Origin of the sequence: uncultured Tateyamaria sp. (assembly GCF_947497045.1) — a bacterium.
In the GTDB taxonomy this organism is placed as follows: Bacteria; Pseudomonadota; Alphaproteobacteria; order Rhodobacterales; family Rhodobacteraceae; genus Tateyamaria.
Genome location: NZ_CANMEU010000001.1, coordinates 110,720 through 125,580, shown reverse-complemented (window position 1 = coordinate 125,580; position 14,861 = coordinate 110,720). Strand labels below are relative to the sequence as shown.

The 14,861-nt window shown below is 59.6% G+C and carries 19 protein-coding genes; 13 read left to right on the top strand and 6 right to left on the bottom strand.

Annotated elements, in window-relative coordinates; all coding sequences use genetic code 11:
• The first annotated feature begins 102 nt into the window (after positions 1 to 102).
• From Q0859_RS00705 to recO, 9 genes are all read left to right on the top strand, one after another.
• Complete coding sequence (locus Q0859_RS00705) at positions 103 to 864, top strand: pyridoxine 5'-phosphate synthase (protein WP_299146919.1); 762 nt, start codon at positions 103 to 105, stop codon at positions 862 to 864.
• On the top strand, positions 861 to 1,304 hold the full coding sequence (locus Q0859_RS00700; protein WP_299146918.1) for a hypothetical protein: 444 nt from the start codon (positions 861 to 863) through the stop codon (positions 1,302 to 1,304). Before Q0859_RS00705 ends, Q0859_RS00700 begins: the two co-directional genes overlap by 4 nt.
• Before the next feature lie 30 nt (positions 1,305 to 1,334).
• The gene (locus Q0859_RS00695; protein ID WP_299146917.1) at positions 1,335 to 1,649 is read left to right on the top strand and encodes a Dabb family protein; all 315 of its coding nucleotides are present in this window, start codon (positions 1,335 to 1,337) and stop codon (positions 1,647 to 1,649) included.
• Positions 1,646 to 2,053: a holo-ACP synthase gene (gene acpS, locus Q0859_RS00690; RefSeq protein WP_299146915.1), complete on the top strand. Its 408-nt coding sequence runs from the start codon at positions 1,646 to 1,648 to the stop codon at positions 2,051 to 2,053. The genes Q0859_RS00695 and acpS overlap by 4 nt, the downstream gene beginning before the upstream one ends.
• Before the next feature lie 113 nt (positions 2,054 to 2,166).
• On the top strand, positions 2,167 to 2,991 hold the full coding sequence (gene lepB, locus Q0859_RS00685) for a signal peptidase I (RefSeq protein WP_299146914.1): 825 nt from the start codon (positions 2,167 to 2,169) through the stop codon (positions 2,989 to 2,991).
• Positions 2,988 to 3,674 carry a ribonuclease III gene (rnc, locus tag Q0859_RS00680; RefSeq protein ID WP_299146912.1) on the top strand — a complete coding sequence of 229 codons (687 nt, stop codon included), beginning with the start codon at positions 2,988 to 2,990 and terminating at the stop codon, positions 3,672 to 3,674. Before lepB ends, rnc begins: the two co-directional genes overlap by 4 nt.
• Entirely contained in the window at positions 3,671 to 4,579 is a 909-nt protein-coding gene (gene era / locus Q0859_RS00675; protein ID WP_299146910.1) for a GTPase Era, read from the top strand. The genes rnc and era overlap by 4 nt, the downstream gene beginning before the upstream one ends.
• Positions 4,580 to 4,639: 60 nt before the next feature.
• Positions 4,640 to 4,969: a DUF1491 family protein gene (locus tag Q0859_RS00670; RefSeq protein ID WP_299146909.1), complete on the top strand. Its 330-nt coding sequence runs from the start codon at positions 4,640 to 4,642 to the stop codon at positions 4,967 to 4,969.
• Position 4,970: 1 nt separating this feature from the next.
• Positions 4,971 to 5,696, top strand: a complete 726-nt coding sequence (recO, locus tag Q0859_RS00665) for a DNA repair protein RecO (protein WP_299146908.1) — start codon at positions 4,971 to 4,973, stop codon at positions 5,694 to 5,696.
• Here recO and Q0859_RS00660 read toward each other — a convergent pair.
• From Q0859_RS00660 to Q0859_RS00645, 4 genes are all read right to left on the bottom strand, one after another.
• Positions 5,680 to 6,072 carry an META domain-containing protein gene (locus Q0859_RS00660; RefSeq protein WP_299146906.1) on the bottom strand — a complete coding sequence of 131 codons (393 nt, stop codon included), beginning with the start codon at positions 6,070 to 6,072 and terminating at the stop codon, positions 5,680 to 5,682. The two genes, recO and Q0859_RS00660, sit on opposite strands and share 17 nt — an antisense overlap.
• Complete coding sequence (locus tag Q0859_RS00655) at positions 6,069 to 6,593, bottom strand: TetR/AcrR family transcriptional regulator (protein WP_299146905.1); 525 nt, start codon at positions 6,591 to 6,593, stop codon at positions 6,069 to 6,071. Before Q0859_RS00655 ends, Q0859_RS00660 begins: the two co-directional genes overlap by 4 nt.
• Positions 6,594 to 6,716: 123 nt before the next feature.
• Positions 6,717 to 7,313 (bottom strand): LysE family translocator, encoded by a 597-nt coding sequence (locus Q0859_RS00650; protein WP_299146904.1) that lies wholly within the window; start codon positions 7,311 to 7,313, stop codon positions 6,717 to 6,719.
• Positions 7,314 to 7,355: 42 nt separating this feature from the next.
• Positions 7,356 to 9,044 (bottom strand): acyl-CoA dehydrogenase family protein, encoded by a 1,689-nt coding sequence (locus Q0859_RS00645; RefSeq protein ID WP_299146903.1) that lies wholly within the window; start codon positions 9,042 to 9,044, stop codon positions 7,356 to 7,358.
• Between the two features lie 145 nt (positions 9,045 to 9,189).
• On the opposite strand from Q0859_RS00645, the gene Q0859_RS00640 reads away from it, so the two are divergent.
• Positions 9,190 to 9,957, top strand: coding sequence for a sulfite exporter TauE/SafE family protein (locus Q0859_RS00640; protein WP_299146902.1), 768 nt, complete (start codon positions 9,190 to 9,192; stop codon positions 9,955 to 9,957).
• Here Q0859_RS00640 and Q0859_RS00635 read toward each other — a convergent pair.
• On the bottom strand, positions 9,954 to 10,313 hold the full coding sequence (locus tag Q0859_RS00635) for a helix-turn-helix transcriptional regulator (RefSeq protein ID WP_299146901.1): 360 nt from the start codon (positions 10,311 to 10,313) through the stop codon (positions 9,954 to 9,956). The genes Q0859_RS00640 and Q0859_RS00635 overlap by 4 nt on opposite strands.
• Positions 10,314 to 10,497: 184 nt before the next feature.
• Between Q0859_RS00635 and Q0859_RS00630 the strand changes: the two genes are divergently transcribed.
• Both Q0859_RS00630 and Q0859_RS00625 read left to right on the top strand, forming a co-directional pair.
• The gene (locus Q0859_RS00630; RefSeq protein ID WP_299146900.1) at positions 10,498 to 11,400 is read left to right on the top strand and encodes a LysR family transcriptional regulator; all 903 of its coding nucleotides are present in this window, start codon (positions 10,498 to 10,500) and stop codon (positions 11,398 to 11,400) included.
• An 88-nt stretch (positions 11,401 to 11,488) separates the two neighbouring features.
• Positions 11,489 to 12,193: a hypothetical protein gene (locus Q0859_RS00625; protein WP_299146899.1), complete on the top strand. Its 705-nt coding sequence runs from the start codon at positions 11,489 to 11,491 to the stop codon at positions 12,191 to 12,193.
• A gap of 15 nt (positions 12,194 to 12,208) precedes the next feature.
• Here Q0859_RS00625 and Q0859_RS00620 read toward each other — a convergent pair whose 3' ends face one another.
• Positions 12,209 to 13,807, bottom strand: a complete 1,599-nt coding sequence (locus Q0859_RS00620; RefSeq protein WP_299146898.1) for a phosphoenolpyruvate carboxykinase — start codon at positions 13,805 to 13,807, stop codon at positions 12,209 to 12,211.
• A gap of 348 nt (positions 13,808 to 14,155) precedes the next feature.
• On the opposite strand from Q0859_RS00620, the gene Q0859_RS00615 reads away from it, so the two are divergent.
• Positions 14,156 to 14,857: a response regulator transcription factor gene (locus Q0859_RS00615; RefSeq protein WP_299146897.1), complete on the top strand. Its 702-nt coding sequence runs from the start codon at positions 14,156 to 14,158 to the stop codon at positions 14,855 to 14,857.
• Positions 14,858 to 14,861 lie beyond the last annotated feature (4 nt).

Sequence of the window (14,861 nt, the reverse complement as noted above, 5' to 3'; positions counted from 1 at the left end):
TACGCGGGCCAGCCTTGGTACAATTTTGCCCCTTTGTTTGCATTTCCAGCGCCGCCTTGGCGCAGTACCATGCCCCTCACTGTTGAAAGAGGACGAACTCAAATGACTGCACTGCGCGACCGTCTGCGCCTTGGCGTGAACATTGACCACGTGGCCACTGTGCGCAATGCCCGTGGTGGCGACACACCCGATCCGTTGCGTGCGGCCCGCATCGCAGAAGACGCGGGTGCCGATGGTATCACTGCCCACCTGCGCGAAGACCGTCGCCATATCTCGGATGCCGACATCGAAGGGCTGATGGACATCCTCAGCGTGCCGCTGAATTTCGAGATGGCGGCAACGGATGAAATGCAGGCCATCGCCCTGCGCCACAAACCGCACGCCGTGTGCATCGTCCCCGAGAAACGCGAAGAGCGCACCACCGAAGGTGGCCTTGAAGTTGCGCGCGAGGAAAACGAGCTGGCGCATTTCATTGCACCGTTGCGTGATGCGGGCTGTCGGGTGTCGATCTTTATCGCGGCTGACAAACGCCAGATCGAAGCGGCCCATCGCATCGGGGCGCAAGTGATCGAACTGCACTCGGGGGCCTATTGCGATGCCCACCACGAGGGACGGTTTGATGACCGCGACCGCGCGTTGGCCGCCCTGCGCGAGATGAGCACATTTGCCCATGACCTTGGCCTTGAAGTGCATGTGGGCCACGGCCTGACCTATGAAACGGTCGCCCCCGTTGCGGCCTTTCCCGAGGCGCGCGAGTTGAATATCGGTCACTTCCTGATCGGTGAGGCGATCTTTCTGGGTCTTGATCCTGCCATCCGCGAGATGCGCAGACTGATGGATGCCGCGCGCGAGGCCGCACAATGATCGCGCGCACCCTCGTCCTGATTGCCGCCTTGCTGACCACGCCTGTTTCAGCGCAGCAGGCGGGGTGGCCAGATCTTGATCAGTTGCTCTTTGGGACGATGACCGCCTCTGGCCGGGCCGAGGCGTCGTTCTGGATGCCAAATGCCGAAGATCCCAACGTCGCCAATCGTGCTGTTGGGGTGGTCTATGAGGCTATTCCGGGGGCTGCTGGCAATACCGGAATCGCGGTTGGACTGTATGTGCGCACGACGCAAGGCTGGCAGTTTGCAGGCCGGGTCGAAGGCCTGTTCGGCCACTCGCCCCGTGATCATGCGTTCACACCTACCCATGTGGAACTGACGACGGATATGCCAGGCCCGAATGACCCCCGCTGTTGCCCGACGCAACCCACGCGCTGGCGCATTGATCTGAACACCCGCGCCGTGGAGCGTTTGAACTAGCCCCGTGGCCCCAAGGAAAGGACCCCGCCCATGATCCGCCATTGTGTGATGTTGCGCCTGCCTGACGGAGTTGACGTGGTTGCGCTTGATAAAATCATGCTGTCGCTTGGGGATTTGGTTGACCAGCTTGACGGGTGCAGCGGTTTTCGCGCCGGCCCAAACCGGGATTACGAGGGCAAATCGCCGGGCTACACCTATGGCTTCACGCTGGACGCCAAAAACCCCAGGGCGCTGGCGGCCTATGCGGTCCACCCCGATCATCAGGCCCTTGGTGCCCAATTGGTGGCGTTGTGTGAAGGGGGCGCGGACGGCATCCGGGTCTATGACATCGAGGCCCCCGCGTGATCCTCGGTATTGGCACCGACCTGGCCAATATCGAGCGCATCCAGGGCACCCTTGATCGGTTCGGAGACCGGTTTCGCGACCGCGTGTTCACGGACGTGGAACAGGCAAAGGCCGAACGGCGCAAGGATGTGGCAGGCACCTATGCCAAACGGTGGGCCGCGAAAGAGGCATGTTCAAAGGCGCTTGGTACTGGCCTGCGCATGGGCATCAGTTGGAAAGACATGGCAGTATCAAACCTACGCACGGGCCAGCCTGTCATGGCCGTGACCGGGTGGGCGGCGGAACGGCTTGCCCAGATGACACCGGCAGGGCACGAGGCGATCATTCACGTCACGCTGACGGATGATCACCCATGGGCGCAGGCCTTTGTGGTGATCGAAGCGCGCCCCATGCCTGCCGCCTAGATCCGACATCTCATCACGAAATTGCGGGTGGTGGCCCAAAGCGGGCCCGTGCCTTGACACCCCACCCCCGCACCCGCATGTACCCCTGAACCCGACCCCAGCAGGAGCGCCCCATGGCCGCCAAGGAAAAGTCCCAGAACGGCGTGATCGAAACGATCAAAACAGTTGTCTACGCGCTGCTGATTGCGGGCGTGTTTCGCACCCTGTTCTTTCAACCCTTCTGGATTCCGTCCGGGTCGATGAAAGAGACGCTGTTGATTGGGGATTTCCTGTTCGTGAACAAGATGGCCTATGGGTATTCCTATGCCTCGTGCCCCTCGATCCCGCTGATCGGGCTGGATGCGAAAAAGCTGTGCGGGTTCATCGACGGGGACAACACCCGTATCTGGGCCGGCGAGCCAGAGCGGGGCGATGTCGTTGTGTTCCGTCACCCCGTCCAAGGCTCGGATTACATCAAACGGCTTGTTGGGTTGCCTGGTGACACGGTCCAGATCACCAACGGTCAGATCATTCTGAACGGGACCCCTGTGCCGCAGGAGGCCGCAGGCACATTTTCCGAAGTGTTTGACCGCCAGGGTCCGCAAGGCCTGCTGCCACGTTGCGAAAGCGGGGCAGTGGGGCAGGGTGCCGCCTGCACCAAGTCCCGCTTTGTCGAGACTTTTCCCGATGGGCGCGAACATGTGGTGCTGAATGTGGGTGCGCAGGGGTCGGATAACACGTCCGTCTACCGTGTGCCCGAGGGGCATTTCTTTTTCATGGGCGACAACCGTGACAACTCATCCGACAGCCGTTTGGCCCAGGTTGCGGGCGGCGTTGGCTATGTCCCGTTTGAGAACCTGATTGGGCGCGCGGATCGGGTCGTTTTTTCATCCGCAGGCCGGTCGATGCTGTATTTCTGGACATGGCGCAGCGACCGTTTCTTTAAGGGAATCGAGTGAAGCTGGGCGCTGATCTCAAGGCCTTTGAGGCGCGGATCGGGCATGCGTTCAACGCCCCCGACCTTTTGATCGAGGCGGTCACGCATGCCTCGATGTCCTCGCCCACCCGATCTGACAATCAGCGGCTGGAATTTCTGGGGGACCGGGTGTTGGGCCTTGTGATGGCCGAGGCGTTGTTGTCCGCGGACAAAGAGGCCGCCGAAGGGTTGCTTGCCCCCCGGTTCAATGCGCTTGTGCGCAAGGAAACCTGCGCGGATGTGGCGCGTGATATCGGGCTTGGGGATGTGCTGCGCCTTGGGCGATCCGAGATGATGTCGGGCGGACGGCGCAAGCAGGCGTTGCTGGGTGATGCGGTCGAGGCGGTGATTGCCGCCGTTTATCTGGATGCGGGATTTGCCGTGGCCCGCGACATGATCCTGCGCCTGTGGCGTGACCGGATTGGCCGAGTCGAGGATGACGCGCGCGATGCCAAGACCGCCTTGCAGGAATGGGCACAGGCCCGGGGGCTGGCCCCGCCCCGCTATGTCGAAACGGCCCGCACGGGCCCAGATCATGCGCCGGTGTTCACGATATCAGCGCAACTGGATACAGGTGCCGAGGCCAGCGCCACCGCCGGATCAAAGCGTGAGGCCCAGCAAAGCGCCGCAAAGGCGCTGATGGACGCATTGGAGCAAGACACATGAACACCCGCGCCGGTTTCGTTGCCCTGATTGGAGAGCCCAATGCGGGCAAATCCACGCTTCTCAACCGGATGGTGGGGGCCAAGGTTAGCATTGTGACCCACAAGGTCCAGACCACCCGCGCCCGCATCCGCGGGGTCGCGATGGAAGGGCAGGCGCAGATCGTGTTTGTCGACACGCCGGGGTTGTTTCAGCCCCGCCGCCGTCTGGACCGCGCGATGGTCGCGGCCGCCTGGGGTGGTGCGGCGGATGCGGATGTGGTCGTACTGGTGGTCGAGGCCCATCGCGGTGTGACACCGGGTGTGGAACGGGTGTTGGAACGGCTGGCCGAGATCGGGCAGGGGCGAACCGTGGCCCTTGCGATCAACAAGATCGATCGGGTGGAGGCCCCCGTCTTGCTGGGACTGACGGATGATCTGAACAAACGCTTTGATTTTGCCGAAACCTTTATGATCTCTGCCGAAAAGGGGCATGGGGTCGACACGCTGCGTCAATGGCTGGCCACGCATGTACCCGAAGGCCCGTGGCTTTATCCCGAAGACCAGATTGCCGACCTGCCCATGCGCATGATCGCGGCTGAAATGACCCGCGAAAAGCTGACCCTGCGTTTGCATCAGGAACTGCCCTATCAACTGACTGTCGAGACCGAGAGCTGGGAAGAGCGCAAGGACGGCACCGCACGCATCGACCAGGTGATCTATGTCAGCCGCGATGGTCACAAAGGTATCGTGCTGGGCAACAAAGGCGAGACGATCAAGTCTGTCTCGCAAGCCAGCCGCGCCGAATTGACTGAATTTCTGGGCCGAAAGGTGCATCTGTTCCTTCAGGTCAAGGTGCGTGAGAAATGGCAGGAAGAGGCGGAGCGTTATTCCGAAATGGGTCTGGATTTCAAAGATGGAAACGCCTGAGTCGGTTGTGGCCCACCCTCTTTGGGTGCGTTTTTTGAGAACGGAAAAGCGGAGGATATCGTGCCTCGTCTGACCTCTCGGTTCTGGGTGGATGCGTATCTGGCGCGGTTGCGGCTGGCGGATATCCCGGCCTTTGTTGTTGCGCACGGGGATGACACGGGCGGGGTCGTGCTGGTCAAGCTGAACATGCTGGATGGGAACGCGACCTTGTTTCAGCGCACCTTTGATCTGATGACCGACACCCGTGTCTGGAGCGAACTGGAGGCCGGTCCTGAGCAGGATGTTGATGCGGCTGTGGCACGCCAGCGCGGCTTTGATCCTGATTTGTGGGTGATCGAGGTCGAGGACCGCGCGGGACGACACCTGCTGGATCAGGACGGGTTGGCCTGAGATGGACTGGCGCGGCACCGGCATATTGCTGAGCGTGCGCCGCCATGGTGAAAGCAGCGCCATCATCGATGTGTTTACCGAAGACAAGGGCCGTCATGCCGGGGTGGTGCGCGGTGGCACCAGCCGCAAGATCGCGCCTATTCTACAACCGGGCGCGCAGCTGGACGTGGCGTGGCGCGCGCGTCTTGAAGAACATATCGGAAGCTTTACGGTCGAGCCTGTGCGCAGCCGGGCTGCTCTGGTGATGGATGATCGGCTGGCCTTGGCCGGGTTGAATACGGTGACCGCGTTGCTGGCCTATGCGTTGCCCGAACGCGAGGCGCATGCGCCGCTTTATCGGCGCACCGAGAAATTGCTTGATCTGTTGGGCCAGAATGATGTGTGGCCGCTGGCCTATGTGCAGTGGGAGGTTGCGCTGCTCGAAGAGCTTGGGTTTGGTCTTGATCTGAGCGTGTGTGCAGTGACGGGGGGCAGTGACGACTTGCGCTATGTCTCGCCTAAATCCGGGCGGGCTGTATCTGGCGGAGGTGCGGGCGAATGGGCCGATCGGTTGCTGCCTTTGCCCCCGGTGCTGCGCGGTGAAGGCGATGCCTCAAACACGGAGATCGTGCAGGCCCTGTCCACCACAGGCTACTTCTTTGAGGCGCATGTGGCGCGCAGTCTGGGCACACGCCCGCTTCCCGAAGCGCGGGCGCGGTTTGTCGATGCCCTCACTCGGACGCTGTGAACACCATCTCGCCGCCATCATCGTTGCGCAGGAACAGCGTGTCGCCCCGCACTTCGGATTGGGTCATCAGCGACAGCGCGCCAAGATAGGCGGTTTCGGCATCAAGGTCGGGGCAGGCCATCTTGGTCGCCGCAATCGGGCCCGTTTCGAACCAGGGATAGGGGACCGAATTTGTGGCAGTAAACCGGTTGCAGGGTGCTTGTCCCGACATCGGCCCGCCGGGTTCGAACTCGAGCGTTGCGCGGGGTGCAAAGGTGGCTCCGTTCAGCGTTGTGAGGGTCCAAGTGACACCCGCCGCACCATAGCGTGCGACGGTCTCATCAGCCTGACACGTCGGAATAAATCCAATAAGCGCGAACGCCGCGATTCTAGTCACTTGAGCGCCATAACCAGATCGACAAGGGCCGCAAAGGCGACCAACGCTTCGCCATCATCCGAATTCATCTGCTTGAGGCCGACAAGAGCGCCGTAAGCTGCTTTGGTGAAATCATCATTGGTGACCCCAATGTCGGACATCAAAGCCACAAGACGGGTCATACGCGCACTGTCGACATCACGAACCGCCGCCTTCACTGCGGCATCCGCATGTGCCCATGCACGCAGTGCCGGGCCGGCTGTGTCGTTCTGCACGTTCTGACCGAAGCGGATCATTTTGTCGGTCGGGGTGCCGTCCATTGCCGCTTCGGCCTTCAATTCGGCCATCGCGTGGTCTTTCCAATGCGCCAGAATGGCGGCCTGAAACGCGGGCACATCCTTGAAATGCCAGTAAAACGACCCTTTCGAGGTCTTGAGGTAACGCGACAGTGGTTCAGCGCGCAGGGCCATCGGCCCAACGGCGGTGAGTTGATCAAGCCCGGCTTCGATCCAGGCGGCGGGGGAGAGAGGTGCTTTGGCCATAAATTCGCGATACGCCCGGGTATGCTGGGGTGCAAGGGAAAGCGTGACAACCTCAGGTTTTGGGCGCTTTGCCGCACATTGGGGTGAAAAGCTGCTCAAGACGCGGGCGACAGGCTCCCTGTTTCAGCCGCGCAGCTCTGCGAAAACGGCCAGTGCGACGACGATCAGCATGGACCCGGCCATGGCGTAATTGATCAGCCGTTGCCGTTCCCGTGCAAGGTTCAGCGCCTTCAGCCGCACCCCCAGCCAGACCCACAGCACGTGGATCGGCACCCAGATCAGGTTGACGACGATCAGTTTCCAGATCGCCTCGACCACCAACGCGTCGGGAAAGATCGCAAAACCTGAAAAAAGCGCGGTGTTGACGGCGTAAGCCTTGGGGTTGATCGGTTGCAGCAGGATGCCTGCAAGCACACCCGGTTCGCTTTGTGCGGGCCGGAAGGCGAGGGTGGAGCCCGCAAATGCGATGCGCATGGCAAGATAGAGCAGGTAGGCCGTCGAGAGTGCAAAAAGGACGTTGCGCACCAGCGGATTGGCCAAAACGAGTGCTGCGAGCCCCGTGACCACTGCCAGAATCACCAATATGTTGCCGATGAACAGTCCCAGCACATAGCGCAGACCCGACCGCATCCCGTAGGCTGCGCCCACCCCGGCTGCGGACAGGACGCCGGGTCCGGGGGTGATGATCAGAAAAAAGACGGCTGCGGCAAAGGTGAACATGCGCCCACTTTCACCGCTTAGGCAGGGTGGTCAATGGTCGCCTTATCCCAGAAGGCGGCGTGCGATGACCTGAGCCTGAATTTCGGCGGCCCCTTCAAAGATATTGAGGATGCGTGCGTCACACAGCACCCGGCTAATCTTGTATTCCAGCGCAAAGCCGTTGCCACCATGGATTTGCAGCCCATTGTCCGCAGCCGCCCAGGCGACCCGCGCCCCAAGCAGCTTGGCCATGCCCGCCTCGACATCGCAACGCCGCCCTTCGTCTTTCTCAAAGGCCGAGAAATAGGTGAGTTGGCGCGCCACCATGATTTCGACCGCCATCATCGCCAACTTGTTGGCGACGCGGGGGAAGTTGATCAGGGATTTGCCGAATTGCTTGCGGTCCTGTGCGTATTGCATCGAGATATCGAGCGCGGATTGTGCAACCCCAATGGCACGGGCGGCGGTCTGGATGCGGGCGCTTTCAAACGTCTCCATCAACTGTTTGAAGCCTTTGCCCTCTTCCCCGCCAAGCAGGTTCTCACCTTTCACGTGGAAATCATCAAAGGCCAGTTCGTATTCCTTCATTCCACGATAGCCGAGCACTTCGATCTCGCCCCCGGTCATGCCGTCCGTTGGGAACGGGTTGGCCTCGTCCCCCGGCGTCTTTTCGGCCAGAAACATCGACAGCCCCTTGTAGTCGGTCGTGTTCGGGTCGGTGCGCGCCAGCAGCGTCATAATCTGGGTGCGGGTGGCGTGGGTGATCCACGTCTTGTTGCCGGTGATCTTGTAGTCGCCTTTGGCATCCTTGACTGCGCGGGTGCGCAAAGACCCGAGGTCGGATCCGGTGTTGGGTTCGGTGAAGACGGCTGTGGGCAGGGTTTCGGCGCTGGCCAGTTGCGGCAGCCACTTTTCCTTTTGGGCGTCCGTGCCGCCCGCGATGATCAACTCGGCCGCGATTTCGGACCGGGTGCCAAGCGAGCCGACGCCGATATAGCCGCGTGACAACTCTTCGCTAACCACGCACATTGATGCCTTGGACAGACCAAGGCCGCCGTATTCTTCGGGGATTGTGAGGCCGAACACACCCATCTCGGCTAGGTCCTCGATGACCTCCATCGGGATCAACTCGTCCTTGAGGTGCCAGTCATGGGCAAAGGGTTCGACCTTTTCGACCGCATAGCGGCGGAACTGGGCGCGGATCATTTCCAGTTCTTCATCCAGCCCGGAGGTGCCCACGATGATCTCGGCGCTGCGTTCCTGCATGAGTTCGACAAGGCGCAGGCGGGCGGCCTGGGTGTTGCCGCCCTGGGTCAGAGCTATCACCGCCGGGTCCATCATGCCGCGCATATCATCTTGCGACAGACCAAGGTCCTGCAACCGCAGCACTTCACCCTGGTTCATCTGGATACCGCCATAGATCTGCCAAAGGTATTCACCAAAGGCGATCTGAAGGATCAGTGCCTCAACCTCGCCAAATTGCGACTGCGCCTTGAGCACGGTGGCCCATTTGTGCATCTGGCGCAGGGATTCGGTGTAGGTGGCAAGCCAGGCAAGGCCGTGGGCGGCGGTCTGATGTTCTTCGACCAGTGCGTTGTTCACGCGGCCATCCACGCTGAGTTGGTCCCGCAGAGAGCTGCGCGCCAGTTCGGTGATCGCCTCAACAGGGGCAATGGCTGCGGCGGTCAGGGCCAGCAGATCATCCAGCAAAATCGGGGCAACGTCACCCAAGTCCTGTCCGTCATGTGCCATGGTGTTTTTCTCCATCTCGGTCTGTGCGACTCACTACCTACTTTGCAGGTGCAGCGCAATTAACATTCATTTCGATGCGGCAATTTGTTCTATTGTTTCGCGTCGTTATTTTGCAGTGCAGCACGGTTCGGCGTAAGAGGGCGCTATGGATATGTTCGTGACCCTTTTGCCGATCAGCCTTTGGGTGATTGCGTTCATCATCGCCGCATTGGCGGGCTTCGTAAAAGGGGTTGTTGGATTCGCGATGCCGATGGTTCTGATTTCGGGCCTGTCGAGCTTTATGGACCCTGAGTTGGCGCTTGCCGGACTGATCCTGCCGACACTGGTCACCAATCTTACGCAGGCTTTGCGGCAGGGACCTGGTGCCGCTTGGGCGTCCGCCAGACGTTTCTGGATCTATCTGGTGGTGGGCGGCACGGTACTGATGGTCAGTGCGCAACTGGTCCGGGTGTTGCCGCTTTCTGTGATGGTGGGGCTGATCGGCTTTCCGGTGACAGGCCTTGCGGTGTTGCAACTGACGGGTTTTCAGTTCCGGCTGGCGCGGCAGCGCGCGGATGTCGAGGCGGGGATTGGTGCGTTTACGGGCTTTCTGGGCGGGATATCGGGGATATGGGGGCCATCGACGGTATTGTATCTGACCGCCCTCGATACGGAAAAATCCGAACAGATGCGGGCGCAGGGTGTGATTTATGGGCTGGGTGCCTTGGCGCTGGCAGGGGCGCATCTGGGCTCGGGGGTGTTGCGGGCCGAGACACTGCCGCTGAGCCTTGCACTGGTCCCGCCCGCCCTTGCCGGTCAATGGCTCGGGGGGCAGGTGCTGGACCGGGTGGATCAGGCTCTGTTCCGAAAAACGACCCTTGTGGTGCTGTTCGTGGTCGGCCTGAACCTTATTCGGCGGGCGTTGACGGGTTAGCCTGCGCGACGCGCAACCGTCAGTCCCGAGACGTCTTCGATAAATGTCACGATGCGTGATTTGATCTGTTCGTCTTCGATCGCGGCCAGCGCGTTTACGATATCCATACCGTTGTCACGGCGCTGTGCAGGTTCGGCTTCGACCAGCCCTTCGAAAAAGTAGGACGTGGGCACATCAAGGATCCGCGACAGTTCGAACAAGCGGCTTGCGGCAACCCGGTTGGATCCGATCTCGTATTTTTGAATTTGCTGGAACGATAAGTTCAACCGTTTCGCCACATCGGTTTGTGACATGCGGCGCAGAGTGCGAATTTGTTTAAGACGTTTTCCAACATGGACGTCGACAGGATGCGACATGAAATAATTACCTCCGGTTGTTATGTGGAAGTGATCGGCGATCCCCCGACTCGGTTCAATTGGCTAGATATGCGTTTCTTTCACACGTAAATGTTGCATTATTGTATGATCTGTGTACCCATAGCGTATTGCTGATCATACGTTGAGATTGCTTGTGAACGCTCCTTTGTCAAATTTGGCCGATATGAACCAGCCTCTGATGTTCGAGATGATCCGCTCGTTTACGACGCTGGCGCACACGTTGAACCTGTCTCATGCGGTGGCTGAGCTGAACAGCACCCGCCAAACGGTGCGCCGCCACGTCGCGCAGCTTGAGGTGTTGCGGGGTGAGCCACTGTTCGAAGTACGGGATCGACGCTATGAGTTGACCGCCGCCGGTGAGGCCGCATTGCCCGAAGCACAGGATTTGATTCTGCGCGCCCGTGCCTGGGCCCGTGGGCAGACAGGATCATTTGGGGCACTGCAATACCTGAAGGCGCGCAGCGGTGACTGGTTCTTTTATCAGCAGCAGCAACCCATGGGTGGGGTCTGGAGTGATGACTCCGTTTTGCTGCGCGAGACATATCGCGCATGGATGATGTGTTCGCACGAGATCGAAAACCCCTGTCTGGCGCATGTCCGCCCCCATTTGATGATCTATCGTCATACGAATGCAGGATGGATCTGCGTCGAGTTTGGTATGAAGTCGGCCTATGTCAGCTGGTTTGGCAGCGACTACGCCCGGTCCAGCATCGGGCGTCCCATCACCCGCATGCCTGCGGGCGAGGAATTCGGGCGTCTGATGGATCAGGCGTTTTATGATGTCGAGGCGACGCAAAGCGCGCGTCTTGATCACGTCTATACCCGGATGCCCAAGCGGCAGGACCCGGATCAAGCCACGATGGTCTATCAACGGCTGATGATGCCCGGCTTCTTCCCTGATCGGTCACCGGCGGTCATGTCACTTGTGGTGCCAACTTCTGACGTGAACATCAGTGAGCTTGATGGTCAGCAGCGCGCCGACACGACTGATATCGTGCCGCCCGATTTTGACCCCGAAAATGCCTATTTCGAGAAGTTGGCCCGCGATGGCCCCAGTGCAAGGTAAGGAAAACACCACCTTTACGTGAGTTATTTGCGGGTAATTTGACTAATATTGTCTTAACTTTGTCCCTGTGCGGCACAGGAGACAATGCATGACGATTCAATTTTCAGGTAACGCAGCCCCGTTTATTGCGACAAGCCGTGATATCTTGGTTGCGCAAGGTATCAAGTTAACGATTGGCAGTGATTTTGAGGAATACAAAGCACTCGTGGCTGACGAGCGCCCGATGCAGAAACTTGGTGCCCCTTTTGATCCTGACCTGCATAATCTGAATAAAAGCAATGCTTTCTGGCTGATCGGTCGCAACGAAGAGGGTGAGCTGATCCACACCCAGGCCGCGCGGCGGATCCGATTGGGCGGTCGTCCGCTCAGCAGTTACCTGTTGCGCCAGTTCCGTGCCTTTCCGCCGCCCTTGCGTGGTGTCGACCTGGCCCGATCCCGGTTCCGGGCCACACCGGGCACCCACCGAATCGCCGGTACGGTAGCGTATCATGGCGAGTTCTGGGTGGCTCCCGAGCGTGGCAAATATCGCGGAGTCGGCCTCGCGCCCGTCCTTGGACGTACCGGTATGCTCGAAATGATGCAGCGATGGGACCCGGATTGGATATATGGGTTCATCCTGAACGTGGTGGCCTTCAAAGGGTTTGGCGCGCGTATCGGGTATCTTCATCTTGAGCCGAGTGCGTTGAAATGGGTTGTCGATGGCCGCGACGCGCCCATCGATACATTTCTGGCCTATAACAGCCGTGAGGACCTGGAATACCTGTTGGATATTCCACTTCAGGAAGCGGCCTGAGCCACCCTGCGTCGTCTACCCAAGGGCGGCGGCGCGCACATCGTCATCGATATGTGGCAGGTACTGCTCGAAATTGGTCGAGAACATCTCGACCAGTTTGTTGGCCTGGGCATCATAGGCCGCGCCATCGTCCCACGTACGGCGGGGATCCAGCAGAATATCAGCGACGCCGCGCACAGACACCGGCACATCAAAGCCGAAATTGGGGTCTTTGCGGAATTCACCGGTCGCCAGAGTGCCATCAAGTGCCGCTGTCAGCAGGCCGCGCGTCGCGTGGATCGGCATGCGGCTGCCAGTGCCATACGCCCCGCCTGTCCAGCCAGTATTCACCAGCCAGCAGGTCGCCCCATGTTTGGCGATCTTGCCCTGCAACAGCTTGCCATATTCCTCCGGGCGGCGCGGCATGAAGGGTGCCCCAAAACAGGTCGAGAAAGTGGGCTCGGGCTCAGTCACGCCCCGCTCGGTGCCCGCCACCTTCGACGTGAAGCCCGACAGGAAGTGATACATCGCCTGCGCTGGCGTCAGCCGCGCAATCGGAGGCAGGACCCCGAATGCATCGCAGGTCAGCATGATGATATTCTTGGGGTGCCCGCCAAGCGCCGAGGCCGACGCGTTTGATATATAGTGCAGTGGATAGGCGCAGCGCATGTTGGCCGTCAGGCTGTCATCTTCAAAGTCGAGCTCACGCGTGTCGGGATCGTAAACCATGTTCTCGATCACGGTCCCGAATTTCTCGGTCGTGGCATATATTTCAGGCTCTGCTTCCGGGCTGAGGTTGATGGTCTTGGCATAACACCCACCTTCGAAATTGAAGGTGCCGCGATCGGACCAGCCGTGTTCATCATCGCCAATCAACGTCCGGCCCGGATCAGCGGACAGGGTGGTCTTGCCTGTGCCCGACAGGCCAAAAAACACCGCCGTGTCGACTGGATTGCCATGGGCATGGTTGGCGGAACAGTGCATCGGCATCACACCGCGCCCGGGCAATAGGTAGTTCAGCAAGGTAAAGACGGATTTCTTGTTTTCGCCTGCGTATTCAGTGCCCCCGATCAGGATCATCTTACGCTCAAAGTTCATCGCGATGACGGTTTCGGAGCGACAGTCATGTTTGTCCGGGTCCGCTTTGAACGATGGACAGTTGATCACGGTGAAATCAGCCACGAAATCGGCAAGATCGTCGGCATCAGGGCGGCGCAGCATGTGGCGGATAAACAGGCCATGCCATGCCATTTCCGTCACCATGCGCACGTTGATCGCATAGCTTGGGTCGGCCCCGCCGGTAAGATCCTGCACGTAATATTCGCGCCCCTTCATATGCGCGATCATGTCGGCATAAAGTGCGTCGAACCCCTCGGGCGACATCTGTGCGTTGTTGTCCCACCAGATGTGATCGGCCACGTTTGGCGTTTTGACCACGTGTTTGTCTTTGGGCGATCGACCGGTGAACTTGCCGGTTGTGACCAGAAATGTGCCACCTTTGCCCAAGCGCCCCTCAGAACGGGCCAGCGCCCGTTCCATCAGGTCAGGTTCGATGAGGTTGTAATAGACATCGCCCAACTCCGTGATCCCTTGATCTTCGAGGCGGAACTGCGGGTTGACCCGTCCAAATGTCATATGAACTCTCCTGATGCCGCAGCGCGGCTATTTTGGTGCAGGGTGGGTGTGCAAGTCCCAAAACGACAGCACGTCGCCCCCTTCCGGCGTCTTAGCACGCAGATTCCGGCGAGGGATAGGTGGGCCGGCCGTCGTTAGCGCCACCAAAGCAGGAGATTGCGCAAACACTGTTTCCGATGGGCACAGCTTTAGGGTGAATGTGCGGCAATTTAGTCATTCCTAACCAATTTCAGCGCCTAGTAAGGGCGCATTTGGCATGTGATTCGCACTTATGGATTGATTCGAAAGCGTAAAACCGAGAGAGTGGCCGAAAAAATAAAAGTTTGAGCAGTAAAAAGGAAACGGGCAATGTCCAAGATCGCATTGGTGGACGACGACAGGAACATCCTGACGTCGGTATCCATGACGCTCGAAGCTGAGGGCTTCGAGGTGGAAACATATAATGACGGCCAGGCCGCGCTGGACGCATTCAACAAGCGTCTGCCGGACATGGCGGTGCTGGACATCAAGATGCCCCGCATGGATGGTATGGATTTGTTGCAGCGCTTGCGGCAGAAAACCACGATGCCGGTGATTTTCCTCACCTCCAAGGATGACGAGATTGACGAGGTGCTTGGCTTGCGCATGGGGGCTGACGACTACGTCAAGAAGCCGTTTTCACAGCGTCTTCTGGTCGAACGGATCCGCGCATTGCTGCGCCGTCAGGATGCGGTCGACGGTGATATCGTCGGCGATACCGAGGAAACCAAGGTTATGGATCGTGGTGATCTGCGCATGGATCCGCTACGCCACGCCGTGTCTTGGAAGGGCAAGGATGTGTCGCTGACAGTGACTGAGTTTCTGTTGCTTCAGGCGTTGGCGCAGCGCCCCGGTTTTGTCAAATCGCGCGATCAGCTGATGGACGTGGCCTATGATGATCAGGTCTATGTCGATGACCGCACCATCGACAGCCACATCAAACGGTTGCGCAAAAAGATGCGCAGTGCGGACGATGAATTCTCGGCGATTGAGACGCTGTATGGCATCGGGTATCGTTACAACGAAGAATAAACCG

Coding starts and splice junctions, on each gene's coding strand:
- Q0859_RS00695 (WP_299146917.1), top strand. CDS start 1,335: ATGATCCGCCATTGTGTGATGTTGCGCCTGCCTGACGGAGTTGACGTG.
- recO (WP_299146908.1), top strand. CDS start 4,971: ATGGACTGGCGCGGCACCGGCATATTGCTGAGCGTGCGCCGCCATGGT.
- Q0859_RS00635 (WP_299146901.1), bottom strand. CDS start 10,313: ATGTCGCATCCTGTCGACGTCCATGTTGGAAAACGTCTTAAACAAATT.
- Q0859_RS00630 (WP_299146900.1), top strand. CDS start 10,498: ATGAACCAGCCTCTGATGTTCGAGATGATCCGCTCGTTTACGACGCTG.
- Q0859_RS00620 (WP_299146898.1), bottom strand. CDS start 13,807: ATGACATTTGGACGGGTCAACCCGCAGTTCCGCCTCGAAGATCAAGGG.
- lepB (WP_299146914.1), top strand. CDS start 2,167: ATGGCCGCCAAGGAAAAGTCCCAGAACGGCGTGATCGAAACGATCAAA.
- Q0859_RS00650 (WP_299146904.1), bottom strand. CDS start 7,313: ATGTTCACCTTTGCCGCAGCCGTCTTTTTTCTGATCATCACCCCCGGA.
- Q0859_RS00705 (WP_299146919.1), top strand. CDS start 103: ATGACTGCACTGCGCGACCGTCTGCGCCTTGGCGTGAACATTGACCAC.
- era (WP_299146910.1), top strand. CDS start 3,671: ATGAACACCCGCGCCGGTTTCGTTGCCCTGATTGGAGAGCCCAATGCG.
- Q0859_RS00645 (WP_299146903.1), bottom strand. CDS start 9,044: ATGGCACATGACGGACAGGACTTGGGTGACGTTGCCCCGATTTTGCTG.
- Q0859_RS00655 (WP_299146905.1), bottom strand. CDS start 6,593: ATGGCCAAAGCACCTCTCTCCCCCGCCGCCTGGATCGAAGCCGGGCTT.
- Q0859_RS00625 (WP_299146899.1), top strand. CDS start 11,489: ATGACGATTCAATTTTCAGGTAACGCAGCCCCGTTTATTGCGACAAGC.
- Q0859_RS00700 (WP_299146918.1), top strand. CDS start 861: ATGATCGCGCGCACCCTCGTCCTGATTGCCGCCTTGCTGACCACGCCT.
- Q0859_RS00615 (WP_299146897.1), top strand. CDS start 14,156: ATGTCCAAGATCGCATTGGTGGACGACGACAGGAACATCCTGACGTCG.
- Q0859_RS00640 (WP_299146902.1), top strand. CDS start 9,190: ATGGATATGTTCGTGACCCTTTTGCCGATCAGCCTTTGGGTGATTGCG.